General features: G+C 73.7%; 17 protein-coding genes. 6 read left to right on the plus strand and 11 right to left on the minus strand.

Annotated elements, in window-relative coordinates:
• Positions 1 to 3 precede the first annotated feature (3 nt).
• The gene (locus tag ACZ597_RS25460; protein ID WP_471334309.1) at positions 4 to 1026 is read right to left on the minus strand and encodes a transglycosylase family protein; all 1023 of its coding nucleotides are present in this window, start codon (positions 1024 to 1026) and stop codon (positions 4 to 6) included.
• Positions 1027 to 1141: 115 nt separating this feature from the next.
• Positions 1142 to 2416, minus strand: a complete 1275-nt coding sequence (locus tag ACZ597_RS25465; protein WP_471334312.1) for a cytochrome P450 family protein — start codon at positions 2414 to 2416, stop codon at positions 1142 to 1144.
• A gap of 149 nt (positions 2417 to 2565) precedes the next feature.
• Here ACZ597_RS25465 and ACZ597_RS25470 point away from each other — a divergent pair, with 149 nt between their 5' ends.
• Positions 2566 to 3738 carry a globin domain-containing protein gene (locus ACZ597_RS25470; RefSeq protein ID WP_471334315.1) on the plus strand — a complete coding sequence of 391 codons (1173 nt, stop codon included), beginning with the start codon at positions 2566 to 2568 and terminating at the stop codon, positions 3736 to 3738.
• A gap of 58 nt (positions 3739 to 3796) precedes the next feature.
• Here ACZ597_RS25470 and ACZ597_RS25475 read toward each other — a convergent pair whose 3' ends face one another.
• Positions 3797 to 4807 carry a nucleoside triphosphate pyrophosphohydrolase gene (locus tag ACZ597_RS25475; RefSeq protein ID WP_471334317.1) on the minus strand — a complete coding sequence of 337 codons (1011 nt, stop codon included), beginning with the start codon at positions 4805 to 4807 and terminating at the stop codon, positions 3797 to 3799.
• Positions 4808 to 4835: 28 nt separating this feature from the next.
• Positions 4836 to 5462 carry a SurA N-terminal domain-containing protein gene (locus ACZ597_RS25480; protein WP_471334320.1) on the minus strand — a complete coding sequence of 209 codons (627 nt, stop codon included), beginning with the start codon at positions 5460 to 5462 and terminating at the stop codon, positions 4836 to 4838.
• Between the two features lie 176 nt (positions 5463 to 5638).
• On the opposite strand from ACZ597_RS25480, the gene ACZ597_RS25485 reads away from it, so the two are divergent.
• Complete coding sequence (locus ACZ597_RS25485; protein WP_471334323.1) at positions 5639 to 8044, plus strand: YfhO family protein; 2406 nt, start codon at positions 5639 to 5641, stop codon at positions 8042 to 8044.
• Positions 8045 to 8127: 83 nt separating this feature from the next.
• Here ACZ597_RS25485 and ACZ597_RS25490 read toward each other — a convergent pair whose 3' ends face one another.
• From ACZ597_RS25490 to ACZ597_RS25500, 3 genes are all read right to left on the minus strand, one after another.
• A complete protein-coding gene (locus ACZ597_RS25490; protein ID WP_471334326.1) occupies positions 8128 to 9642 on the minus strand; it encodes a protein kinase domain-containing protein in 1515 nt (504 codons plus the stop codon).
• Positions 9639 to 10325 carry a hypothetical protein gene (locus ACZ597_RS25495; RefSeq protein WP_471334329.1) on the minus strand — a complete coding sequence of 229 codons (687 nt, stop codon included), beginning with the start codon at positions 10323 to 10325 and terminating at the stop codon, positions 9639 to 9641. Before ACZ597_RS25495 ends, ACZ597_RS25490 begins: the two co-directional genes overlap by 4 nt.
• A gap of 106 nt (positions 10326 to 10431) precedes the next feature.
• Complete coding sequence (locus tag ACZ597_RS25500; RefSeq protein WP_471334331.1) at positions 10432 to 12498, minus strand: N-6 DNA methylase; 2067 nt, start codon at positions 12496 to 12498, stop codon at positions 10432 to 10434.
• Between the two features lie 160 nt (positions 12499 to 12658).
• On the opposite strand from ACZ597_RS25500, the gene ACZ597_RS25505 reads away from it, so the two are divergent.
• From ACZ597_RS25505 to ACZ597_RS25515, 3 genes are read left to right on the plus strand one after another with little or no spacing between them, the layout of a single operon-like run.
• Positions 12659 to 13408: a hypothetical protein gene (locus ACZ597_RS25505; protein WP_471334334.1), complete on the plus strand. Its 750-nt coding sequence runs from the start codon at positions 12659 to 12661 to the stop codon at positions 13406 to 13408.
• A 36-nt stretch (positions 13409 to 13444) separates the two neighbouring features.
• Entirely contained in the window at positions 13445 to 14227 is a 783-nt protein-coding gene (locus tag ACZ597_RS25510; protein WP_471334337.1) for a hypothetical protein, read from the plus strand.
• A gap of 30 nt (positions 14228 to 14257) precedes the next feature.
• The gene (locus ACZ597_RS25515) at positions 14258 to 15127 is read left to right on the plus strand and encodes a hypothetical protein (protein ID WP_471334340.1); all 870 of its coding nucleotides are present in this window, start codon (positions 14258 to 14260) and stop codon (positions 15125 to 15127) included.
• 13 nt (positions 15128 to 15140) lie between these two features.
• Here ACZ597_RS25515 and ACZ597_RS25520 read toward each other — a convergent pair whose 3' ends face one another.
• Both ACZ597_RS25520 and mfd read right to left on the minus strand, forming a co-directional pair.
• Complete coding sequence (locus tag ACZ597_RS25520; RefSeq protein ID WP_471334342.1) at positions 15141 to 15695, minus strand: GNAT family N-acetyltransferase; 555 nt, start codon at positions 15693 to 15695, stop codon at positions 15141 to 15143.
• Between the two features lie 37 nt (positions 15696 to 15732).
• Positions 15733 to 19269 (minus strand): transcription-repair coupling factor, encoded by a 3537-nt coding sequence (gene mfd, locus ACZ597_RS25525; protein ID WP_471334345.1) that lies wholly within the window; start codon positions 19267 to 19269, stop codon positions 15733 to 15735.
• Positions 19270 to 19562: 293 nt separating this feature from the next.
• Between mfd and ACZ597_RS25530 the strand changes: the two genes are divergently transcribed.
• Positions 19563 to 20996, plus strand: a complete 1434-nt coding sequence (locus ACZ597_RS25530; protein ID WP_471334348.1) for a DUF2079 domain-containing protein — start codon at positions 19563 to 19565, stop codon at positions 20994 to 20996.
• Between the two features lie 160 nt (positions 20997 to 21156).
• Here ACZ597_RS25530 and ACZ597_RS25535 read toward each other — a convergent pair whose 3' ends face one another.
• Positions 21157 to 23730: an ABC transporter permease gene (locus ACZ597_RS25535; protein ID WP_471334351.1), complete on the minus strand. Its 2574-nt coding sequence runs from the start codon at positions 23728 to 23730 to the stop codon at positions 21157 to 21159.
• Positions 23727 to 24503: an ABC transporter ATP-binding protein gene (locus ACZ597_RS25540; protein ID WP_471334692.1), complete on the minus strand. Its 777-nt coding sequence runs from the start codon at positions 24501 to 24503 to the stop codon at positions 23727 to 23729. The genes ACZ597_RS25535 and ACZ597_RS25540 overlap by 4 nt, the downstream gene beginning before the upstream one ends.
• Between the last annotated feature and the right edge of the window lie 50 nt (positions 24504 to 24553).

The raw sequence follows: 24553 nt of genomic DNA on the forward strand, positions 1-24553 counted from the left end.
CCTCTATTTCTTGGTTAGATCCAGGTTCTGTCCGGGCTTGATGAGGTCCGCGTCCCCGCCGATGACCTGCTCGTTGGCTTTGTAGAGCTCGCCCCAGCCCCCCTTGACGCCCTGGGCGTTGGCGATGTCCGAGAGGCTGTCGCCCGCCTTCACGGTGTACGTGGGCTCCGCGGCGGCGGCTGACGCCGTGCCAGGCGCCGCGGGCACCTCGATGGCCGCCGGGCCGCGGTGCTTGCCCGGGCCGTCGGTCGCCTCGGCGGACGGGGTGCCCGTCGGGGCGCCCGGGGTGGCCGGGGCGGTGGGCGTGACGCCCGGGGAGGGGGTGGAGCCCGGGGCCGTCGGGGTTGCCGGAGCGGTCGGGGTGCCCGGCGCCGTCGGGGTACCCGGGGTCGGCGTGGGCGTGCCCGGCGTCGTGGGCTGGACGGTGAAGTCCGGCTCGGGCATGACGGGCAGTCCGCTGGAGGGGCCCAGCGGGTAGTCCGGGAGCCCGCTCGGATTGGACGTGGCGCCCGGCGCCGGGGTCGGGGCCCCGAAGTCGGTGGAGGGCTTGCCCTTGCCCGTCTTCGGCACCGAGGCGTCGGGCCGGGTCGGGGTGGGCGCGACGGGACCGGGGTTCAGCTTGTCGCCAGGGTCCACCTCGGGCGCCGGGCCCTGCTGGGTCAGCCCGGCCGAGGCGGAGCACAGCGGCCAGGCCTGGGGGCCCTGGGAGGCCAGCACGCGCTCGGCGACCGCGATCTGCTGGGAGCGGCTGGCGAGGTCCGGGCGCTCCGCGTACGCGAGTCCGCCGGCGTTGCGCCACTGCTCCAGGGTGAACTGCAGGCCGCCGTAGGCGCCGCTGCCGGAGTTCGCGCTCCAGGTGCCGCCGCTCTCGCAGTCGGCGACCTTGTCCCACGTGGTGGTGTCGGCCGCGTTCGCGCCTGTGGCGGCGAGCAGCGGCATGGCCAGCGCGGAGCCTGTGACTCCTGCGGTGACGACGATCGCGGGTACCTGGCGGGGGCGTCTGTGGCGGCCGTTCCCGGGAAGCATGAGACTGCACCTTTCGCATAACGGCGGGGTAACGGCAGAACCTAGCCGCCTTCGAACGGATGTCACAAGTTCGGCGGTGGACTGACTTCCGGTCAGTTCGGCTTCGCGCGCGCCCTCATTCGTTCGGGACTGTGAAGCGGACGGGAAGGGTGCGCAGGCCCCGCATGATGAGCCCGCCGCGCCAGCGCAGGTCCGTAGGGGGAACCGCAAGTTCCAGATCCGGCAGACGCTTCAGCAAAGTTCCGAGGGCCGTCTGGCCTTCGAGACGGGCGAGCGGGGCGCCGAGGCAGTAGTGGATCCCGTGGCCGTACCCGAGGTGCTGATTGTCACTCCGGGAGAGGTCCAGGGTGTCCGGTTCGGCGAACCGCCCGGGGTCCCGGTCGGCCGCCGCGAGGACCACCAGTACCGGGTCCCCGGCCTCGACGTCCTGCCCGCCGAGGGTCAGCGGCCGGGTGGCGAACCGCCAGGTGGCGAGCTCCACGGGGCCGTCGTAGCGCAGCAGTTCCTCGACGCCGGTCTCCAGCAGCGCGCTCTCGCCGGCCGCGAGGGAGGCCTGGAGGCGCTCGCGCTGGTCCGGGTTCATGAAGAGGGAGTGGATGCCGTTGCCGATGAGGTTCACGGTCGTCTCGAAACCGGCGAAGAGCAGGATGAAGGCCATCGCCGTGGCCTCGGCCTCCGTCAGATGGTCTCCGTGGTCACTTGCCCGGATCAGATCTGAAATGAGGTCATTGCCCAGATCATCCCGCTTGCGGTGGATGAGTTCCCCGAGATACGTGCGCATCTGCTTCACCGAGCGGGCGACCCCGCCGCGCGGCCCGCCGCCGTGGCGGATCATCATCCCGGCCCAGTCGCGGAAGTCGTCCTGGTCCTCGCGCGGTACGCCGAGCATCTCGCAGATGGCGTAGATGGGGAGCGGGAACGCGAACTCGTGGATGAGGTCCGCCTCCCCCTTCCCCGCGAACTGATCGATGAGATGGTCGGTCAGCTCCTGCACGCGCGGGGTGAACTCGGCCACGCGCCGCGGGGTGAACGCCTTCGACACCAGCCGCCTCAGCCGGGTGTGGTCCGGCGGGTCGATGTTCAGCAGGTGCGTCATCAGCTCCGCCTTGCGCTCCCCCGGGATCCCGGTCTTGCCCTTGGCGTGCGCCGGCTCCGCGTGGTGCGCCGGGTTCTTGCTCAGCCGCTGGTCCGCGAGGGCCTGGCGGGCATCGGCGTACCGGGTCACCAGCCAGGCCTCGACGCCGCTGGGCAGCCGGGTGCGGTGCACCGGCGAGTTCTCGCGCAGCCAGGCGTAGGCCGGATAGGGGTCGGTCGCGAACTCCCAGTCGAAGAGCGTCGGCCCCTCGGGGCGGGACGGATCGGGCTGGGCGGCGGAGGTCTGATCGTGCACCCGTCGACCGTATCCCGGCTCGCCACCGGCCATCCCTTATGGCCGCTTCGTCGCGGCTGTCCGTAGATCGGACATCGCTTGACGCCAGGTTCTGCGACATTCCTACTTTCGGTTCTGTGGATGTCAGGATCTTGAAAAGCAGTTTCGCGGTGGTGGAGAGACGGGCCGAGCACGCGGTCAAGTACTTCTACTCCCACCTCTTCTGGCACAACCCCGGGCTCCGCGAACTCTTCCCGGCCTCCGCCGAGGACATGGAACGCCAGCGCGACCGGCTCTTCGCCGCGCTCACCCATGTCGTCACCCACCTGGAGAGCGAGACCCTCCTCCCCTACCTACGCGACCTCGGACGCGACCACCGCAAGTTCCTCGTCGGCCCCGAGCACTACGCCGCCGTCGGCGCCAGCCTGATCGCCGCCCTCGCCCAGACCTCCGGCGACGCCTGGACGCCGGCCGTCGAGAAGGCCTGGGGCGAGGCCTACCAGGTCATCGCCGACGCCATGACCGCCGGCGCGGCCGCCGACGACGAACCTCCCTGGTGGGAGGCCGAGGTGGTGCGCCACCTCCAGTACGGCGAGGACATCGGCGTACTGACCCTCGCACCGCGCACCCCGCTGCCCTACCTGCCCGGCCAGTACGTCAGCGTGAGCAGCGACCGCGTCCCGACCACCTGGCGCACCTACTCCCTCGGCAACGCACCCCGCCCCGACGGCACCGTCGACCTGCACGTCAGCCGGATCGACGGCGGCCGGCTCAGCACCGCCCTCGTCCGCGACGTCCTGCCCGGCGAGGTGCTCCGCCTCGGCGCCCCCGGCGGACAGCTCACCCTGCGCCGCGAGGACCGCCCCCTCACCCTCATCGCCGCCGGCACCGGCTGGGCACCCGTACGGGCCCTGCTGGAGGAACTCCTCCAACACCCTCCCGACCACGACGTACGGCTCTTCGTGGTCGCACGGGACGCCGCCCACCTCTACGACCGGCCCCTGATCGACCGGCACGCCGCCGCCTGCCGCTGGCTCGGCGTCACCTACATCACCCCCGCCCCCGGGCAGCACCGCAACCAGGCCACCGACCGGCTCGCGACCGCCCTCGGCAACCGCGCCCTGTGGCGGGAACAGGACGTCTACCTCAGCGGCCCGGCCCTGTTCATCGAGGAGACCACCCACCTCCTCCGGGAACTCGGAGCCCGCCCCGACCGGGTATTCCACGACACCGTCCCCGTCGCCGGCTCCCAGCGCACCCGGCCGCTGGGCTTCGGCGAGTGGTTCCTGCACCGCCCGTCCCCGCACTGGCACAACCCCTCGGGCCGCGCCCCGCGCGACTAGGCCGCGCCCGCCGGATTCCGCCGGCGCATACCGGGGCCGCTCCCCCGCCGCTCCCGCGCTACTCCCCCGACACGCCCTCGGCCGCCCGGATCGCGTCCCGGTAGACACGGGCCGCCGCACGCAGCGCCGCCTCGGGGTCGGTCCCCGACGCCTCGGCGCGCGCCGCCAGCTCCAGCAGCTCGTACCCGATGCCCTCGCCCCGGGGCAGCTCCACCGCCACCCCGCCCGTACGGGCCCGCCCGGCGAGCTTGGCCGCCAGCGCCAGGCCCGGCTGGCCCAGCGGGATCCCGTCGGTGACCGAGTCCCGCTGCTTCTCGACCGCCTTGGTGGCCTGCCAGTGGGCGCTGACCTCCTCCGGGGAGTCGGCCGTGGCGTCCCCGAACACGTGGGGGTGGCGCCGGATCAGCTTGTCCACCAGGTCGCCCGCGACGTCGTCGACGGAGAAGGCCTCCGCCCCGTCCTCGCCGCCGCCCTCCTCCTCGGCGATCCGCGCGTGGAAGACCACCTGGAGCAGCACGTCGCCGAGCTCCTCGCGCAGCGCGTCCCGGTCGCCGTCCTCGATCGCCTCGACCAGCTCGTACGCCTCCTCGATGGCGTACTTCACCAGCCCCTCGTGGGTCTGCCGCGAGGTCCAGGGGCAGTCGCGGCGGACCCGGTCCATGACCTGCACCAGGTCCAGCAGCCGCGCCCCCGGCAGGTCGTACGAGCCCGGCAACAGCTCCAGGTCGGGCATCGCGACCCGGCCCGAGCCGGCCAGCCTCGCCAGCCCGTCCGTCAGCCGCTGGTCGCCCTCCCCGGCCGGCAGCACCACGATCGTGCGGCCCCCGGCGCAGGCCTCTACGAGCGCGTGCGCGTCCGGGACCTCGTGCGACACCTCGACCCCCGCCTCGCGCAGGTACGGCAGCTGCGGGTGGCCCGGGTCGGCGCACAGCACCCGGTCCGCGGCGTGCAGGGTCTGCCACGCCGGCCAGGACAGCAGCCCGGGCGCGACCCGGTGGCTGGCGGTCAGCAGGACGATCCGGCCCGTGGGCTCGGCGGGAGCGGCGGCGGAGGCGGGGGTGTCGTTCACCCCCCGAACCTACCCCCGCCCGCAGCCCTCAGGCTCCGGCGGGTGCCGCCTGCTCGGGACGGGTCAGCTGGGTGATCCACGGCGTCTCCTGGTCCCCGAGCAGGATCTGCTGCGCGTCCCAGCGGCCGTAGCGCGGGTTGACCTCGATGTGCAGCGCCTTCGCCGCCTCCGCCAGCTTGGCCAGCGCCTTGTCCTGGCTGCCGTAGTGCGCGAAGACCTTGTCCCGCAGCAGCTTGAAGCGGGTGTCCGCCTCGATCTGCCCCGGCGCCAGCTGCGCCTGCTGGAGCGCCGCGTCCCGCAGCTCCTTCTCCCCGCCCAGCTGCTCGATCTGCGCCTTGCGGACGTCCTGGACCTCCTTCGGGCTCACGCTCAGCCCGGCGTCCTCGGCGGCCCGCTCCAGGACGGCGCTCTGGATCATCTTGTTCAGCTTGAGCCGCTCCAGCCCGGCGGTCGCGCCGATCAGCTGCGCGCCCTGCTCGGACTTGTTCTGGGCGGCGCGCACGTCGCCGACCTGGGCCTGGAGCGCCGAGGTGGTGATGCGCTCACCCCCGACGACGGCGGCGGTACCGGGACGGGTGCCGTCCGAACACGCGGTCAGCAGGGGGGCCGCCGCGAGCAGGACGGCGGAGACGGAGAGCGCTGTGCGACGGTGCAAAGGAGCCTCCAGGGCCGGGAGATTGTGCTTCGGTGCACAAGGGCCTTGCGGTGATCGATGGTATGCAGTCAGGGTGGCCCGAGCCACCGGTTCGACCAACGATTCCGGCGGTGTTGGGGTGCGAGTTCACCCCCGGTCACCGCGGAGTCCTTCCTTCCTGAGATCGTCGGTGCACCATGCCGACATCTCAGCTCGCCCAGCGTCAGATTCCGGACCGGCCCGCGACACAGGTCCCGCGGGGGGCCGGGCGGGGGGCGGGGGTGGCCGGGGCGGTGTTCGCCTCGCTCGTCACCGCCGTCGCGGTGTGCGGCGGGGACGCCGTCGCGCGGGTGTTCCCGTACGGGCCGCGGCACCGCAGCGTCAACGACCTCGGCAACCAGTTCGTACCGTTCCACGCGCACCTGTGGGACCTGCTGCACGGGCGGGCCGAGGGCGGGCTGCTGTTCAACTGGCAGTCCGGGTACGGGACCAGCTTCCTGCCCGACTTCGGCACGTACCTGACGAGCCCGTTCGCCGTGCTGGTGGCGCTGTTCCCGCGCGAGGACATCGACCTCGCCGTGTACGTGGTGACCGTGCTCAAGACGGCGGCCGCGGCGGCCGCCATGGCGTGGCTGCTGCGGACCCAGCGGCGCGGGCCGTGGTGGGCGGCCGGGCTGCTGGGGGCTTCGTACGCGCTGTGCGGGTGGTCGGTGATCGAGGCCGCGTACAACCCGATGTGGCTGGACGGGCTCGTCGCCTTCCCGCTGCTGTGCCTGACCGGCGAGTGGGCGCTGCGGGCGCGGCGGCCGGTGCTCGGGGTGCTGGTCGTCGCGGTGGGCTGGACCGCCAACTTCTACACCGCGTACATGGCCACGCTGGGCGCGGCGCTGGTGCTGGTGGTGCGGGTGGTGCTGACCCGGGAGGGGGCGCGCGAGCGGGCCCTCGTGGTGGGGCGGGCGGCGGGGACGACCCTGCTGGGGATCGGGCTGGCGGCGCCGGTGCTGGTGCCGCTGTTCCTCAGCACGAAGCAGGCGTACCCGGGCTGGTCGAAGGAGTTCGGGCCGGTGCCGTGGTCGGACTTCTTCGCCCGGCTGCTGCCGGCCACGTACTCCTTCAACTCCCCCGCCGTGTTCGTCGGCACCGGAACCCTGCTGCTGGTGGCGGCCCTGCCGTTCCACCGGGCGCTGCCGGTCCGCACCCGCTGCTGGTGGGCGGGGCTCGTGGTGGCGGTGACGCTGTCCTTGCAGTGGGAGCCGACCCATCTGCTGTGGCACCTCTTCGCCACCCCGAACGGCAGCGCGTACCGGCAGACCTTCGTGCTGGCCGGCATCGCGGTGATCGCCGCCTGGACGGGGCTCGCCGCGGGCGCGCCCGGCGGACGGGCGCTCGCGGCGGGCGGCGGTCTGCTGACGGCGGCGGCGCTGTGGGCGAGCGACAGCGCCCTGGTGACGACGTGGGGGTACGCGCTCTTCGCGGGCGGGCTGGCGCTGGGCGCCACCGCCTGGCGGGCGCTCGGCCGGCGGCGGCTGCGGCCGGCGGCCGCCGGGCTGCTCGCGGCGGTGCTGGTGGCGCAGGCCGCGGCGACGACGGCGTACGGGCACAAGGGCAAGCTGGCCGGGCTGGACGACTACCCCTCCTGGAACCGGTCGCACACCGCGCGCGCCCGCGCCCTGGCCGCGGCGGAGGGCTGGCCGGCGTACCGGACGGACGCGGGCCGGCCGGCGCTGTCGGGCAACGACCCGATGCTGCTGGGCGGGGAGGGCGGCTCGTACTACAGCAGCCACACCCCGGACGTGTTCACGCGCACGATGACGGCGCTCGGCGCGGGCTCGACCTCGCGCGGGCGCAGCGTGCAGAGCCTGGACAACCCGGTGACGGACGCGCTGTTCGCGGTGGGCGCCCGGCTGAGGCCGGACGGCACGGTCGCCCGCGCGGAGGCCCTGCCGCTGGTCACGGTCCGCCCGGCGGGGGCGCCCGGGGCGTACGGGGACTCGCCCTTCACCAACCAGGAGCTGCTGCTGGGCGCGAAGGTGTACGAGGACCCGGTCGCGCCCGGGATCTGCCGGGCCGGGACGGAGGCCTTCCTGTGGGCGCCGGAGTACAACGCGACGGCCCGTCTGGCGGGCGGGCGCCCCTTCAAGCTGAACGGCAACCCGCCCAAGAACCGGGCGGCGCTCCAGTCGCTCGGGCTCTCGCGCGGGAACGCCTCGAAGCTCGTCTTCGACCGCCCGGCCCCCGCGCAGTGGGCGCTGTCCTGCCTGGACGGGGCCCGGCTGGGCGCGGCGGTCGCGGAGCTGCGGGCGAAGGCCGCCACCGGCGTCCGGGTCACCTCGTCGGGGCTGACCGCCGCCCTGCCCCCGGGCAGCGCGGGCACGGCGGTGGTGGCGGTGCCGGCGATCACGGGCTGGAGCTGCGACGGCCGCCCGGGGCGATCCCGCCTCGGCCTCCTCGCCGTCCCGCTGGACGGCCGCACCACCACGGTGACCTGCGAGTTCAGCCCGCCGGGCCTGCCGGCCGGGGCGGCCGTCGCGGGGGTGTCCGTACTCGTGTCGGCCGGGCTGGCGCTGCGGCGCCGTCAGCGGGGCGCGGGCGCGGTGGTGTAGTAGTCCTCGGCGTCAGGGCCGCCGAAGACCCGGCCGCCGAAGGCCTCGTACGTGTCGCCGCCCACGAAGCTGCCAGGGTCCGGTCACCGCACCTGGCCCAGCCATTGCAGGGTGCGGCGGATCTCCACGGGGAGGGGGTGCGCCGGGCCGTGGACGCGGTCGGCGTCGTAGAGGAGCCGGACCAGGGTGTCGTGGGCGGCGGGGCGGTCGCCGAGGGAGAGCAGCAGGTGCGCTATCCGGCGGCGGACCTCCAGCGGCAGGCCCGGGTCCGGGTTGGCGTAGTGGTTCTCGAACAGGGGCAGCAGCGAGCGGTACTCCGCGAGGGCCGCCGCCGGTTCGCCGAGCTGTTCCAGGCACTGCGCGGCGTCGTAGCGGAAGCGCAGCGACTGGGGGTCCCCGGCGGGGAACTGGTCGGCGAGGCGGCGCAGTTCGGGCAGGGCGCGGCGGTACTGGCCGTCGTCCATCAGGGTGGCGGCGTACTGCTTGCGCAGGCTGCGGACCACCGGGGAGTGCTCGCCGTGCTCGGCGGCGGCGGCCGGGAGGATGTTGCCGAGGATGTCGACGGCCTGGGTGAGCCGGCCCTGGTCCAGCAGCTTGCGGGCCTCGTCGACCGCGCCGGGGATGTCGGGGCGGGGCGGGGCGGGGGGCGCGGCCGGTCGCGGGGGGACGGCGGCGGCCCGGTCGGGCCAGGGGGCCTGGGGGCGCAGGAAGGGGCGGGTGGGGTCGAGCGGGCCGGCCGGGTGGCGGCTGCCGGGGACCGGGAGCAGCGGCGCGAGGGCCTCGTAGACCTCCTGGGCGGAGCCGGGCCGGTCCTGGGGGTCCTTGGCGAGGAGGCGCAGCAGGACGGCCTCCAGCTCCGCGGGGATCTCGGGGCGCAGCGGGCGGACCGGGGCCGGGGGTTCGTAGAGGTGGCGGTGGAGGACGCCGAGGGCGGTGGTGCCGGCGAAGGGGACGCCGCCGCTGAGGAGTTCGTACAGCAGCACGCCGAGGGCGTACAGGTCGGTGTACGGGCCGACGGCGCCGCCCATGGCCTGTTCGGGGGCCATGTAGGCGGGACTGCCGATGGGGGAGCCGGTGCTGGTGAGGCGGGTGGTGTCGGTGTCCATGACGGAGGCGACGCCGAGGTCGAGGACGAGGACGGTCCCGTCGGGGCGGATCATCACGTTGCGCGGCTTGAGGTCGCGGTGGACGATCGGCACCGCGTGCACGGCGGAGAGCACCGCGCACAGCTGCGCCACGACGGCGACGGCCCAGGGCCACGGATAGGGGTCGTGTTCGGCGAGGTGGTCGGCGAGGTCGGAGCCCTCGACGTAGCCCATGACGAGGTACAGCTCGTCGCCGTCGCTGCCGGCGTCGTGGACGGTGACCAGGCCGGGGTGGTCGACCTGGGCGGTGACCCGGCATTCGCGCACGAAGCGGCGGCGCAGCTCCTCGGCTACGGTGCCGGGGCCGGCGACCTTGTCGGGGCGCAGCAGCTTGACGGCCACGCGGCGGTCGAGGCGGCGGTCGTAGGCCGTCCACACCTGGCCCATGCCGCCCTGGCCGAGGATCGTGGCGAGCTGGTAGCGCTCGCCGATGAGGCGTTCCCGCTCGGTCACCGCTGCGGGTCCTGGAACGCCGTGGTGTTGGGGTCCTGGTAGGGGCCGCCGGGCTGCGGGGGCTTGGGCGGGTTCTGCTGGCGCAGGAGTTCGCTGAGCTCGTCGAGTTCGGCGCGGACCTGCCCGAGGCGCGGGGGCGGGGTGGGCTGCTGCGGGGGAACGGGCGGGCGGCCGTCCTGCTGCCCGGCCGGCGGGTAGCCGTAGCCCGGCGTGGTCTGGTGCGGCGGCTGCGGCTGGTGGTGCTGCGGCTGGTGGTGCTGGGGCTGGTGCTGCTGGGCGTACGGGGCCTGCGGCGCGGGCGGGTACCAGGGTGCGGGCGCCGGGGCCAGGGCCTTGGCCTCGTGGTGCTTGATGTCGGCGACGAGGTAGTACACGCAGATCGCGAAACCGGTGAAGATCGAGCCACCGGCGCCGAGGTTGCCCTGCCAGCCGTTCGTCTCCTCCGTCGGGTCGAGCTCGATGAAGGTGATCCACACGACCGACAGCACCAGGCTCAGCACGAGCAGCGCCCAGTCCCGGGCCTTGCGGGTGAGGATCGCGAGCCGCAGCATCGAGCCCCAGGCGAAGAACCCGCAGCTGAGGACGGGCAGCGCCGTGAACAGCACGCGCAGCGTCATCGCGGCCCCGGAGAGGGGCCGGTGGCCGTGGGGGCCTTGCTGCGGCGGGATGCCGGGGCCGTGCATCGGTGCTCCTGACGGGCCGTGCGGAAAGGTGACGGCTCGAAGCGTATACAGCGTTTCCGGCCGTTCGTGAGGGGATGGACCCAACCGTTGCAGGGTCGCAGCACGGTCAGTCCGCCGTGACGCTCCCGTCCGACAGTCCGTCGTAGAGGCCTTGTACGAGCTGCTCCCCCAGGCGTCCCGCCAGTCTCAGCGCGTCCTCGAACTCGGCGAGCGCCCGGAAGCGGTCCCCGTAGCGCCGCTGTTCGGCCGGGGGCAGCCGGGGCAGCTGGAGCCGGCGCACGTCGAGGCGGGTGGCGGTGGTGGCGTGGCTGCTGGCGCGGCGGGCGTTGGCGGTGCCGCGCAGGAACCCGGCGAGGAACCAGGGGTCGAGCGCGGCCGGGTCGGGGCGCAGCAGCTGGAGGTTGCGGCCGATGACGGCGCCGGCCCCGCTGGCGGGGTCCTCGGTGACGACGCGGGCGGCGGAGAGGGCGCCGACGACGGGGACGACGACGTCGCCGGGTTCGGCGACGAGGGTCTCGCCGGTGTCGGTGCCGGGGGTGGACACGGTGCCGGAGGGGGCGGTTCCGGCGTAGACGTCGTACTCGGTGAGGACGGGCAGCTCGCCGCTGCCGGCGCCGGTGCCGGCGCGCAGCAGCAGGGCTCCGGCGCGGGCGAGTTCGCCGACGGTGGTCTGCGAGGGGGAGGCGGCCGCCGGTCCGGCGGTTCCGGTGGTTCCGGCGGGGAACGCGGGCGGCGGGGTGAGCCGGGCCGCGCGGGCGAGGGTGGCGTCGAGCCGCTCGCGTACGGCGGCCAGCTCGGCGAGGCCGCCGCCGGCGGCGGGCGGGGGCAGGTGGCGGGCGGGGGTGAGGTCGACGTCGTCGTCGAGGAGTTCGATGACGGGCACGACGCGGCTGACGCCGGGGGCCTCGGGGGTCGCGCCGGTGCGGTCGTACGCGGTCCAGGTGCCGAGGACGGCGTCGCGCACGTCGGGCCAGGCGGCCCGTGCCTGCGCCGGCCCGTCGGGGTCGAGGCCGGCGGTGTCCACGAGCAGCAGCCCGGCCGGGGCGGCGGCGCCGGGGGCGGGCTTGCGCAGCACCCACAGCTGGAGCGGGATCCCGTACGGGGGCGCGGCGCCGGCGGGGAGGGAGACGACGGCCCGCAGGGCGCCGCGGCGCAGCAGGTCGGCGCGGATGCGGCGGCCGGAGCGGCGGGCCGCGGCGGCGGGCGGCATGAGCAGCACGGCGGTGCCGCCCTCGCGCAGGCGCGCCAGGGCGTGCTGGATCCAGGCGAGTTCGGATTCGGTGCGGGCGGGGAAGCCGTACTCCCAGCGGGGGTCGTAGGCGAGTTCCTCGTGGCCCCAGTTGCGTTCGTTGAACGGGGGGTGGCAGAGCACGGCGTCGACGGCGGCGTCGGGGAACGCGTCGGCGCGCAGGCTGTCGGCGGCGGCCGCGCGGACCTGGGCGGAGCCGTGCAGGGCGAGGCGGAGCGCGGCGAGCGCGGCCAGTTCGGGCGAGGCGTCCTGGGCGTGCAGGACGGCGGCGCCGGTGAGGGCGCGCAGCGGGCTGCCGGTGCCGCAGGCGGGGTCGAGGGCGGTGCGGATCCCGGGTCCGGCGAGGCCGGCCATGAGTTCGGCGCAGCCGTCGGGGGTCAGCGTGTACTGGCGGGGGTTGGCCTCCAGGTGGCGGCCGAGGAGGAACTCGAAGGCCTGTCGGGCGCCTGGTCCCGCGGCGAGTTCGGCGGTGGCGCGCAGCAGGGGGACGGGTGCGGGCCCGGTCCGCGCGGCCACCGGGTGGCCGGCTCCCAGCCGGGCGGTGAGCGCCTCGTCCCGTACGCCGGGCAGCCGCTCGGCGAGCCGTTCGTCGGGGAGGGCGGCGAGCTCCAGCCACTGCGCGGGGCGGTCGCGTACGACGAGCAGCGTGGCGCCGGCTTCGACGAGCGCGGCGACGGCCCCGCCTGGGTGGGCGGTGATCTGCTGCCAGACGCGTTCGCGCAGCGGGACCTCGGCGAGCTTGCCCTGGGCCCGCAGCCAGTCCTCCACTTCGGGCAGCGCGAAGGAGGGGCTGGTCTCGGTGCCGCCGACGGGCCTCGGGAAGTCGGGGTGGCGGCGGCGCCAGTTGCTCACGGCGGCCCGGCCGACCCCGGCCAGGCGGGCGATCTCGGCGGCGGTGACCTCGGGGACGTTCTCCTCCAGCATGACGGGAGCATACCGGTACACAGCCGGGAATCCACTTCACAACGTGAATCCAATCAATCGCGTGCACCGTGTTGACTCGGTTCACAGGCCCTGTTGTGATGATCCCGTCAACAGCGGAGCACGCCGGCCGCACCGAGAGATCCGAGACAGGAGCACACCCATGTCCCAGTCCTCCACCCCGCGCCACAGCTGGATCGCCCGCCACAAGGTCCTCACGGGCACCGGCGCGCTCGTGGCCCTCGTCGCGGTCGGCGCCTGCACCGGGGGCGGCGGCACGGGAGGCGCGAAGGACACCGGTGCGAAGAAGCCGGCCGCGGCCGGCAGCAGCCCCAAGGCGGGCGGCGGCCAGACCAGCGGCGGCAAGCAGAGCCAGAAGCCGTCCGAGCCGAAGAAGGACGCCAAGAAGGCGGCGATGCGCGGCAGCGGCACCTTCCAGGTCGGCTCGGACCTCCAGCCCGGCACCTACCGCACCACCGGCAACAAGGGCCTGGGCTGCTACTGGGAGCGCGCCAAGGACACCTCGGGCGAGGTGGAGTCGATCATCGCCAACGACAACGTCGTCGGCACCAGCTACGTGACCGTCGAGGCGGGCGACAAGCTCTTCAAGTCCAGCGGCTGCAACGACTGGGAGACCGTCGACCCGAAGGCCGTCTCCGACGCCCCGAAGACCGAGGCCGCGGGCGACGGCGGGATGTTCAAGGTGGGCCTCGACCTCGCCCCCGGCACCTACAAGTCGAGCGGCCCCGCCGCGGGTTCGGCCGGCTGCTACTGGGAGCGCGCCAAGAACGCCGCCCACGACATCGACTCCATCGCCGCCAACGACAACCCCACCGGCCCGGCCGTCGTGACGGTCTCCGCGCAGGACGGCTACTTCAAGACCACGGGCTGCGCGACCTGGAAGAAGTCCTGACTCCAGACTCCAGCTCGACCGGATACCCTCCTGCTCTTGATCGATCCCAGGGGGGGGGACCAGCTCATGCGCACCACCATGTCCGCGACCACGGCCGCGACCGCGACCGCACTCGCCTGCGCGGCCCTGCTGACCGTCACCGGATGCGGCCCCGCGAAGGGGACCGGAACCGGCGCGGAGGCGAAGGAGCCACCCACCGCCTCCGCGACGCCGCCCGACCCGCTCGCGGGCAAGGACCCGGCCGCCGTCCTGCGCGCCGCGTACGAGGAGACGGCGAAGTCGCAGACCAAGAACGCGTGGATCTCGCGCACCGTCGGCGACCGCCAGATGAGCGCGTCCCTGAGCTTCGGGGGCGACAGCGACTGCTGGGGCAGCGTCACGGTCATGCGCGCCGGGACGGGCGAGATCCTCATGGAAGGCAGCAGGCTGTCCTTCAGGGGCGACGAGGGCTTCGTCAAGGACCAGTTCAGGGACGCGCCCCCCAAGTCGCCCGACACCGACCAGGGATGGATCGACGCCAGGACCTCCGACCCCTCGGTCGCACACCTGCGCGCCCTGTGCGCGGCGGGCCGCCCCGACCCGGCGGAGCTGACCGACGTCCGCCGCGGACCGGACACGTACCAGAACGGCAAGCCGGTGGCGGTGTTCAAGGCGAAGTCCCCCGGCGGCGCCGAGATCACCGACCACGTCCTGCTGGACGCGGTCCCGTACCTGAGCAAGCACTGGCACATGGCGGGGAACGACTCCGGCAGGGTCGAATACAACGGCGTACGCCCGGCCGGGGCGGTGTCACAGGCAACGCCTACCCTCGGAACCTGAGACCCGATCGCCGCTCCAGGGGGAACCGAGATGCGCAGCCGTACGAAGACCACCGCATCGGCGCTCGCCGCCGCGGCCCTGATCGGCGGCGGGCTGACGGCGTGCGTGCCCGCCGACGGCCGGGCCTCCGACGTCGGGAGCCGCGCCCGCGCCGACCGCTCGTCCGCCGCGTCCGCGTCCGCGTCCCCGTCCGGGCCCGTGTCGCCCTCGGGCCCGTCGGACGCCAAGGGCGGGCGGGCACTGGCCGACCTGTCGGGGGCGGAGGTCCTCACCCGGGCCGGCGAGGCCACGCGCAAGGCGCAGTCGCTGCACGTCACGGCCACGGCGGAGTACGAGGCCAAGCCGATGCGGATCGACCTCTCCCTCGACAAGAACGGCAACTGCAACGGCGCCGTCCGCCTCGACGGGATGGGCCGGCTGGACATCATCAAGTCCGCCGAACTCGTCCACTTCCGGGGCGACGCCGACTACTGGCGGGGCGCGGCCAGGCAGAAGCACGCCCCGCAGAAGCAGACGGACCAGATGGTCGCCACCCTCGCGGACCGCTGGGTGAAGATCCCCGCCACCGACCCCCGCGCCGCCCCGATGACCGGCAGCTGCGACCTCGGCAAGCTGACGGACGACCTCGGCAAGGGCAGCCCGCTCGCCCGCAAGGGCGCGACCGGCACCATAGACGGCAAGCCGGCCCTGGCGATCACCTCCCCGGCCCGGCAGGGCACCCAGACCGACTGGGTCGCCACGCAGGGCGAGCCGTACATCCTCAAGTCGACCGTCAGCGGCGACACCACGGGCGAGGCCCTGTTCTCCGCCTTCGGCGTCCCGGTCGACACCGCCTCCCCCAAGGACTCCGACGTCCTGGACCTCTCCAAGATCGGCGGCCCGGCGGGCGAAGCGGTCTGACCGGTCCCGCCGTTCAGGCCCCCGCGGACCGGACGTGCAGGTGGCCGCTGAGCGGGAACTCGGGCGGGGCCGCCGGGAGGGTGGCGCGGAAGGCGTAGCCGCTCTTCTCCGCCACGCGGCAGGAGGCCCCGTTGTCCTCCTGGTGCAGCAGTTCGAGGCGTTCCAGGCCCGAGCCGGCGAAGGTGTCGAACGCCCAGGCCGTGAGGGCCTCCAGGGCGCGCGGGGCGACGCCCCTGCCCCGCGCGCGGGCGGCGGTCCAGTAGCCGACCTCTGCCGACGGGCCCTCCGGCCCCGGCCGTTTGAGGACCGCGCTGCCCACCAGCCGGCCCGGCTCGCCCTCCAGCACCGCGAAGCCGAACCGCAGTCCCGCCTCCCAGCCCCGCCGCTGCTCCGCCACCCAGCGCAGCCCGTCGGCCGCGTCGCCCAGCGGCTCCGTGGTCCAGCGCCGCAGGACGGGATCCGCGTACGCCTCCACGAGCGCGGGGACGTCCTCCTCCCGCCAGGGGCGCAGGGTCAGGGCCGGGACGTCCGCCGTCGCGGCGGACCGGAGGGTCGTCGGCGTGGTCATCTGCCGATGATATGTACGACCCCCCGGGCCGCGCGCGTCAGGAGCCGAGGATCGTGGTGAGGAACTCCCCGGTCCAGGCGAGCAGTTCACGGCCGACCAGCGGCTTGCCGCCGACCCTGGCCGTCTTCGGCCGCGGCACCAGCACCTGCGAGGTGGCCGGCTTGAGGACCGTCCCCGGGTAGAGGCGCTTGAGGCGCAGCTCCTGCGACTCGCGCAACTCCACCGGCCCGAAGCGGATGTTCGGCCCCTGGAGGGTGATGTCCCCGACCCCGCAGGCCCGTGCCAGCATCCGCAGTCCCGCCACCAGCAGCAGGTTCTCCACCGGCTCCGGCAGCTTGCCGTAGCGGTCGGTCAGCTCCTCCCGCACGGCCTTGATGTCGGCCTCGGAGTTCGCCGCCGCGATGGAACGGTACGCCTGGAGGCGCAGCCGCTCGCCGGGCGCGTAGTCGTGCGGGACGTGCGCGTCGACCGGCAGCTCGATCTTCACCTCCAGCGGCGGCTCCTCCTCCGCCCCGCCGCCCTCGACGGCGGCCCGGTAGTCGGCCACCGCCTCGCCGACCATCCGGATGTACAGGTCGAAGCCGACGCCCGCGATGTGCCCGGACTGCTCGCCGCCGAGCAGGTTGCCCGCGCCGCGGATCTCCAGGTCCTTCATCGCCACGTACATGCCGGCTCCCATCTCCGTGTGCTGGGCGATGGTCGCGAGCCGCTCGTGCGCGGTCTCCGTCAGCGGCTTCTCCGGCGGGTACAGGAAGTACGCGTACCCGCGCTCGCGGCCGCGCCCGACACGGCCGCGCAGCTGGTGCAGCTGGCTGAGGCCGAAGTTGTCACCGCGCTCCACGATCAGGGTGTTGGCGTTGGAGATGTCGATGCCCGACTCGACGATCGTCGTGGAGACGAGCACGTCGAACTTCTTCTCCCAGAAGTCGACCACGACCTGTTCCAGGGCCTGTTCCGACATCTGGCCGTGGGCCGTCGCGATCCGCGCCTCGGGCACGATCTCGCGCAGCTTGGCCGCCGCCCGGTCGATGGACTCGACCCGGTTGTGGATGTAGAAGCACTGGCCCTCGCGCAGCAGCTCGCGCCGGATGGCCGCGCCGATCTGCTTCTCCTCGTACGGGCCGACGAAGGTGAGCACCGGGTGGCGCTCCTCCGGCGGGGTGGTGATCGTCGACATCTCGCGGATGCCGGTCACCGCCATCTCCAGGGTGCGCGGGATCGGGGTCGCGGACATGGTCAGCACGTCGACGTTGGCGCGGAGCTTCTTCAGCTGCTCCTTGTGCTCGACGCCGAAGCGCTGCTCCTCGTCGACGATGACCAGGCCCAGGTCCTTGAACTTCGTCTCCTGCGAGAACAGCCGGTGCGTACCGATGACGATGTCCACCGAGCCCTCCTTCAGCCCCTCCAGGGTGGCCTTGGACTCGGTGTCGGACTGGAAGCGGGACAGCGCCTTCACGTTGACGGGGAACTGGCTGTAGCGCTCGGAGAAGGTCCCGAAGTGCTGCTGCACGAGGAGGGTGGTGGGGACCAGGACGGCCACCTGCTTGCCGTCCTGCACCGCCTTGAAGGCGGCCCGGACCGCGATCTCCGTCTTGCCGTAGCCGACGTCGCCGCAGATCAGGCGGTCCATGGGGACGGACTTCTCCATGTCCTCCTTGACCTCGGCGATGGTGGTGAGCTGGTCGGGCGTCTCCGCGTACGGGAAGGCGTCCTCCAGCTCGCGCTGCCAGGGGGTGTCCGGGCCGAAGGTGTGGCCGGGGGCCGCCATGCGCGCGCTGTACAGCTTGATGAGGTCGGCGGCGATCTCCTTGACCGCCTTCTTCGCCCGCGCCTTGGTCTTCGTCCAGTCGGCGCCGCCGAGCCGGTGCAGGGTCGGGGCCTCGCCGCCGACGTACTTGGTGACCTGCTCCAGCTGGTCGGTGGGGATGTACAGGCGGTCGCCGGGCTGGCCGCGCTTGGCGGGCGCGTACTCGACGAGCAGGTACTCGCGGGTGGCTCCCTGCACGGTGCGCTGCACCATCTCGATGTAGCGGCCCACACCGTGCTGCTCGTGCACGATGTAGTCGCCGACCTCCAGGGTGAGCGGGTCGATGGACTTGCGCCGCCGGGTCGGCATCCGGCCGAGGTCCTTGGTGGCGGTGCGCTGTCCGGTCAGGTCGGTCTCGGTGAGGACGGCCAGCTTCAGCGCCGGGTCGACGAAGCCGTTGTCGATCGAGCCGCAGGCGACGTGGACGATCGAGGGCTCCAGCGCCGCCAGTCTCGGCTCCAGCCGGGCGGCGATGCCCTCTCCGCCGAGCACCTCGACGGTGCGGGCGGCCGGGCCGTGGCCCTCGGTGAGGTAGACGGTGTGCCAGCCGTCGGCGATCCAGCCCTTGGTGTCGGCGAGCGCGCGGGCGGTGTCGCCCCGGTAGGCCTCGGGGGCGTGCATGCCCAGCTTGAGCACGTCGCCGCCGATGACCTCCTCGCCGGCCGCGAAGGGGGACACCGACCACCACATCATGCCGATCTCGCGCGCGTGCTCGCGTACCTCCGCGATCCCGCGCAGCGAGGCCGCGCCCACGTCGATCGGGGCCTCGCCGCCGCCGGCGGTGGCCGCCCACGAGGCCATCAGGAACTCCTGCGAGGTCGCCACCAGGTCGGCCGCGCGGGTCCGCACCCGCTCCGGGTCGCAGACCACGGCCATCGCCCCGGCGGGCAGGACGTCGATCAGCAGCTCCATGTCGTCGACGAGGACCGGGGCGAGGGACTCCATGCCCTCGACCGCGATCCCCTCGGCGATCTTGTTGAGCAGCTCGCCGAGCTCAGGGTGCTCCTCGGCCAGCGCCGCGGCCCGCTCGCGCACCTCGTCCGTGAGCAGCAGCTCCCGGCAGGGCGGGGCCCACAGGCCGTGCTCGGCGATCTCCAGGGAGCGCTGGTCGGCGACCTTGAAGTAACGGATCTCCTCGACCTCGTCGCCCCAGAACTCCACGCGCAGCGGGTGCTCCTCGGTGGGCGGGAACACGTCGAGGATGCCGCCGCGCACGGCGAACTCGCCGCGCTTCTCGACCAGCTCGACGCGGGCGTACGCGGCCGCCGCCAGGGCCTCGGTGACCACGCCCAGGTCGGTGGTGTCGCCCTGCCGCAGGCTCACCGGCACCAGGTCCCCGAGCCCCTTGACCTGTGGCTGGAGCACGGAGCGGATGGGGGCGACGACCACTGAGACGGGCCCGGCCGCCGGGTCCTCCTTGCTCGGGTGCGCGAGTCGGCGCAGCACCGCGATCCGGCGGCCGACGGTGTCGCTGCGCGGGCTGAGCCGCTCGTGCGGCAGCGTCTCCCAGGCCGGGTAGTCGACCACCTCGTCGGGGGGCAGCAGGGAGCGCAGCGCGGCGGCGAGGTCCTCCGCCTCCCGCCCGGTGGCGGTGACCGCGAGCACGGTCCGCTCGGTACGGGCGGCCAGCGCGGCGATCGCGAAGGGCCGGGCGGCGGGCGGGCCGACGAGGTCCACGTGCATGCGGTTGCCGTCCCCGGCCGCGGTGACCGCCTCGGCGAGGGCGGGATCCCGGGTGACGGCGTCGAGCAGTCCGTGCAGGCTCATGAGACAGGCTTTCCATCCGGTGAGGGGCGAGGGGTGCCGAGGGCAACGCGAAGGGCCCGACACGTGAACGGGCCGGGGGTTCCCACCCTATGACGCCGTTCCCCCGGGCGCGCGGGGCATTGGAGGGTGTGGCGGGAGCCGGACGGTGCGGGAGGGGCGGGAGGGCCGTGCGGGATCCGGGCCAGGGGGGCGGAGGGAAGCATTCCGGTCGGGGGTGAGAATCTGTCCGGATGCCGATACCCGCAAGCACCCCCAGGGGGTGTCCGCGAAGCAGCACCCCCCGCCCGGAGGGCGTGCCGCGTGCCGGGCGTCGCGGGGCGGGCGCTGCTCCGCGGACACCCGCCGGCGCCGGCGACCGCGCCGGGCGGGCCGCGCGCAGGGCGCCGTACGCGCTCACCGCCGCGCTGTTCCTCGCGTACGCCGTGCTCTCGGTGACCCGCTACCGGCGGATGGAGGAGACCTCCTGGGACCTCGGGATATTCGAGCAGGCGGTCAGGGCCTACGCCTGGCTCCAGGCGCCCCTGGTGGACCTGAAGGGCCCGGGCTCCAACATCCTCGGCGACCACTTCAGCCCGGTCATCGCCCTGATCGCCCCGCTCTACCGGATCTTCCCGACCCCCGTCACCCTGCTGGTGGTGCAGGCGGCCCTGCTCGCGCTGTCCGCGCTGCCCGTCACCCGGGCCTCGGTGAAGCTCCTCGGCCGGGCCCGGGGGCTCGCGCTCGGGGCGGCGTACGGGCTGTCCTGGGGGATCCAGCGGGCCGTGGAGTTCGACTTCCACGAGATCTGCTTCGCCGTACCGCTGCTGGCCTTCGCCCTGGAGGCGCTGCTCGCGCGGCGCTGGCGGGCCGCCCTGGGCTGGGGGCTGCCGCTGCTGCTGGTCAAGGAGGACCTCGGGGTCACCCTGGCCGCCCTGGCCCTCGTCACGGCCTGGCGGGCCCGGCGCGCCGACCCGCGGGCCGCGCGGCTCGCGGCGGCCGTCGCCGTGGCGGGCGTGGCCGCCGCGGCACTGGTGTTCACCGTGGTCATCCCCGCCTTCGCCGCCGACGGCTACGCCTACTGGGAGAAGCTCGGCGGCGGCGAGGGCCGGGGCGGCGGCCCGCTGAGCGGCCTCGGCACGAAGCTGACCACCCTCGGCTGGGTCCTCGTCCCCACCACCGGGCTCCTCGCGCTGCGCTCCCCGCTGCTGCTGGTGGCCGTGCCCACCCTGGGCTGGCGGTTCCTCTCGGGGGACCCGCACTACTGGTCCACCGACTTCCACTACAGCGCCGTCCTGATGCCGGTCGTCGCCCTGGCCCTGGCCGACGCCCTCGACACCGCCCGGCACAGCGGCCGGCCGCGGGTGCGGGCGTACGCCCACCAGCTGCCCGGGGCCGTGCTCGCGGCCTCCCTCGCGCTGAGCGCGACCAGCCTGCCGCTGGCCCGGCTCGGCGAGCGGTCCGCGTACGAGAAGCCCGCGCGGGTGGCCGCCGTCGAACGGCTGCTGGCGCAGATCCCGGACGGGGTGCGGGTGGAGGCGGTCTACGGGCCGCTGACCCGGCTGACCTCGCGCTGCCAGGTGTACTGGATCGGCGGCACCGAGGGCGTGCTGCCGGCCTTCCTGGTCTTCGACGACTCCGCGGGCGGGGCCGGCGACCCCGTCGCCTACGCCGAGCGGCTGCACCCGGGGTCGCGCTTCGCGCTGCTGGGCGAGGCGGGCGGGTACGTCCTGGTCCAGCGGGTTCTCTGAGCCGCTGCCGTACGACGCCGGCCCCGGACCGTCCCTGCGGACGGTCCGGGGCCGGCGCGTTCCCCCGTACTGCTCCCCCGTGGGCCCCGGCTCCCCCGTGGGCCCCGGCTCCCCCGTGGCCCCCGTGGTCCCCCGTCGCCTCCCCCGTACGACCGCCCCGCTATTCGCTGGCGATCGCGTTCAGAACGTTCATCCGCCCCGCCCGGAAGGCCGGGACCAGTGCGGCGAACAGGCCCACCAGGGCCGAGCCGGCGAACACGCCGATGATGGTCGGCCACGGGATCTCCAGCACCCTCAGCCCCTGGAGGGCGAGGAGCTGCTGGGCGGTGGCACCCCAGCCCATGCCCAGGCCGAGGCCGAGCAGGGCGCCGAAGAGGGCGATGACCACCGATTCCAGGCGGATCATGCGGCGCAGCTGGCGGCGGGAGAGGCCGATGGCGCGCATCAGGCCGATCTCGCGGGTCCGCTCGACCACCGACAGGGCCAGGGTGTTCACGACACCCAGCACCGCGACGATGATGGCGAGCGCGAGGAGCCCGTAGACCATGTTGAGCAGCTGCCCGACCTGGTCCTTGAGGTCCTGCTTGTAGTCGGTCTGGTTGAGCACCTTGTACTGCGGGTACTCGGCCATGGCCGCCTTGAGCGCCTTGTACGCGCTGTCGGCCTGCCCCTTCTCGGCCTTGGCCAGCAGCATGAACGGGCGCGCCAGCTGGTCGGCCGGGATGTTGGCCTCGGCGGTGGCGGTGCTGACGTACTTCACGCCCTTGTCGAGGTTGCCCTCGTCCGAGGTGATCGCGGCGACCTTCAGCTTGGCGGTCTTGCCGCCCTTGAAGGCGACCGTCAGCTCGTCTCCGACCTTGACGTGGTGCTTGTCGGCGTAGAGGGAGCCCACCGCCATGGATCCGGCCGCGTACGCGTCCTTGTGCTCGCCGGCGATCATCTTGCGGCGCACGTCCTGGGCGTACGACGGGTCCGTGACGCTGATCTGGTCCTGGGCGGAGGTGCCGTCCGGAGCGGTGATCTTCGCTTCGACCTCGCGGTACGCGGTGACGTGGTCCAGGCCCTTGGTATTCCGCATGGCCTGCTCGGCCTGCGGCATCATCGGCTGGCCGGTCTGCGAGGAGACGATGTAGTCGGCGCCCACGGTGCGGTCGAGCTCGTCGGTGGCGGAGGCCACCATGGAGGAGCCGACCACCGACAGGCAGGCGACCAGCGCCAGTCCGATCATCAGCGCGGCGGCCGTGGCGCCGGTGCGGCACGGGTTGCGCAGCGCGTTGCGCTCGGCGAGCCGGCCGACGGAGCCGAAGGGCCGCAGCACCGGGGCGGCGAGCACCCGGACGACGACGCCGGCCAGCAGCGGGCCGATCACGATGAAGCCGATGAGGCTGAACAGCACGCCGACGGCCAGCCACAGCGAGCCGGCGGAGGCCTTGTCGGCGGCCCCGGCGAGGAACAGGGCCGCGCCGCCGATGCCCGTCAGGACCAGGCCGAGCGCCGCACGGACCTTGCCGGCCCTCCTGTCGCCGGGGGTGCCGGCGTCGCGCAGGGCGGCCATCGGGGAGACCTTGCCGGCCCGGCGGGCCGGGACGTAGGCGGCGACCACGGTGACGACGATGCCCAGGGCCAGGCCGACGACCGGGGTCGTCCACTTGACCGTCAGGTCGGCGGTGGACAGCTGCATGCCCATCTGGCCCATGAGCTTCATCAGGCCGACGGCCAGGCCCACGCCGGCCGCGACCCCGGCGAGGGAGCCGACGACGCCGAGCAGGAAGGCCTCGATGAGGACCGAGCGGTTGATCTGGCCCCGGTCGGAGCCGATGGCGCGCATCAGGCCGATCTCGCGGGTGCGCTGGGCGACCAGCATCGAGAAGGTGTTGAAGATCAGGAAGATGCCGACGAGGAAGGCGATGCCGGCGAAGCCGAGCATCACGTACTTCATGACGTCGAGGAAGCCCATGTCCTTCTTGTTGGCCGCCGCGGCTTCCTTGGCGGTCTGCAGCTTGTACGTGTCCGCGCCGACCGCGGCCGCCACGTTCTTCTTCAGCTGCTCGTGCGTCACGCCGTCCTTGGCGGTGACGTTGACGTGGGTGAAGGTGTTCGCGGCGCCGAGGAGCTTCTCCTGGGCGGTGGCGGTGTCGAAGTAGACGATGGCCGCGCCCGGGTTGGTCACGGTGAAGGCGGCGATACCGCTGATCTTCGCCCGGACGTCACCGGTGACGGCGATGGTGCGCAGCTCGTCCCCGAGCTTCAGCTCGTGCTTGTCCGCGGTGTCGGCGTCGACCATCACCTCGGTGGGGCCGCGCGGGGCGTGGCCGGAGGTGATCTTCATCGACTTGAGCTCGTTGTCGTTCCAGTTGCCCGCGATGGTCGGGGCTCCGGTGGTCGACCCCATGTTCTCGTTCTTGGAGTTGACGACCGTCACGGCCATGGAGATGACGCCGCCCTCGGCGGACTTGACGCCCTCGGCGCCGCGCGCCTTCTCCACCACCGAGCCGGGCAGCCCCTCCGGCCTGCCGCGGCTGGAGATCTCCTCCCCCCCCTCGGCCTCCTTGGGGCTGATGGTGACGTCGGAGCTGGTGACCGCGAAGAGCTTTTCGAAGGTGGTGTTCATGGTGTCCGTGAACACCAGGGTCCCGCAGACGAAGGCGACCGACAGCAGCACGGCGATCGCGGAGAGCGCCATCCTGCCCTTGTGCGCGAGGAAGTTGCGCCGCGCGGTCTTCATGACGGTCACGAGGTCCGCCCGCGCGCGTCGAAGTCCTTCATCCGGTCGAGGACCTGGTCGGCGGTGGGCCCGTACATCTCGTCGACGATGCGGCCGTCGGCGAGGAAGATGACGCGGTCCGCGTAGGAGGCGGCGACCGGGTCGTGGGTGACCATCACGATGGTCTGGCCCAGCTGGTCGACCGACTGGCGCAGGAAGCCGAGGACCTCGGCTCCGGCGCGGGAGTCCAGGTTTCCGGTCGGCTCGTCGCCGAAGATGATCGCCGGGCGGGCGGCGAGGGCACGGGCGACCGCCACGCGCTGCTGCTGGCCGCCGGACAGCTCGGTCGGGCGGTGCTTGAGTCGGCCCGCGAGCCCGACCGTCTCCACGACGCGGTCCAGCCACTGCGGGTCCGGCTTGCGGCCCGCGATGTCCATGGGGAGGGTGATGTTCTCCAGGGCGTTGAGCGTCGGCAGCAGGTTGAACGCCTGGAAGATGAAGCCGATCCTGTCCCGGCGAAGCTGCGTGAGCTTCTTGTCCTTCAGGCCGGTGATCTCGGTGTCCTCCAGGTGGATCTGCCCGCCCGTCACCGTGTCCAGCCCGGCCAGGCAGTGCATCAGCGTGGACTTGCCGGAGCCGGAAGGGCCCATGATCGCGGTGAACTGGCCGCGGTGGATGTCCACGTCCACGTGGTCGAGGGCGACGACGCGGGTCTCGCCGGAGCCGTAGGCCTTGACGACCTGGCGCGCCCGGGCCGCGACGGAGTTCTGTCCCCCGCCGCTCCCGTGCCTGGTCTCGGTCATCGCCGTTGTCACGGTGCTGTCTCCCCTGTTGGTGTGCGTGTGCGTGCGCC

It is taken from the genome of Streptomyces sp. NPDC040718, assembly GCF_055593565.1.

What these genes read in the sequence shown, in the direction of transcription:
- ACZ597_RS25495 (WP_471334329.1), bottom strand. Translation starts at nt 10,325, where the DNA reads ATGCACGGCCCCGGCATCCCGCCGCAGCAAGGCCCCCACGGCCACCGG.
- ACZ597_RS25520 (WP_471334342.1), bottom strand. Translation starts at nt 15,695, where the DNA reads ATGACCACGCCGACGACCCTCCGGTCCGCCGCGACGGCGGACGTCCCG.
- ACZ597_RS25460 (WP_471334309.1), bottom strand. Translation starts at nt 1,026, where the DNA reads ATGCTTCCCGGGAACGGCCGCCACAGACGCCCCCGCCAGGTACCCGCG.
- ACZ597_RS25540 (WP_471334692.1), bottom strand. Translation starts at nt 24,503, where the DNA reads ATGACCGAGACCAGGCACGGGAGCGGCGGGGGACAGAACTCCGTCGCG.
- ACZ597_RS25500 (WP_471334331.1), bottom strand. Translation starts at nt 12,498, where the DNA reads ATGCTGGAGGAGAACGTCCCCGAGGTCACCGCCGCCGAGATCGCCCGC.
- ACZ597_RS25485 (WP_471334323.1), top strand. Translation starts at nt 5,639, where the DNA reads ATGCCGACATCTCAGCTCGCCCAGCGTCAGATTCCGGACCGGCCCGCG.
- ACZ597_RS25505 (WP_471334334.1), top strand. Translation starts at nt 12,659, where the DNA reads ATGTCCCAGTCCTCCACCCCGCGCCACAGCTGGATCGCCCGCCACAAG.
- ACZ597_RS25515 (WP_471334340.1), top strand. Translation starts at nt 14,258, where the DNA reads ATGCGCAGCCGTACGAAGACCACCGCATCGGCGCTCGCCGCCGCGGCC.
- mfd (WP_471334345.1), bottom strand. Translation starts at nt 19,269, where the DNA reads ATGAGCCTGCACGGACTGCTCGACGCCGTCACCCGGGATCCCGCCCTC.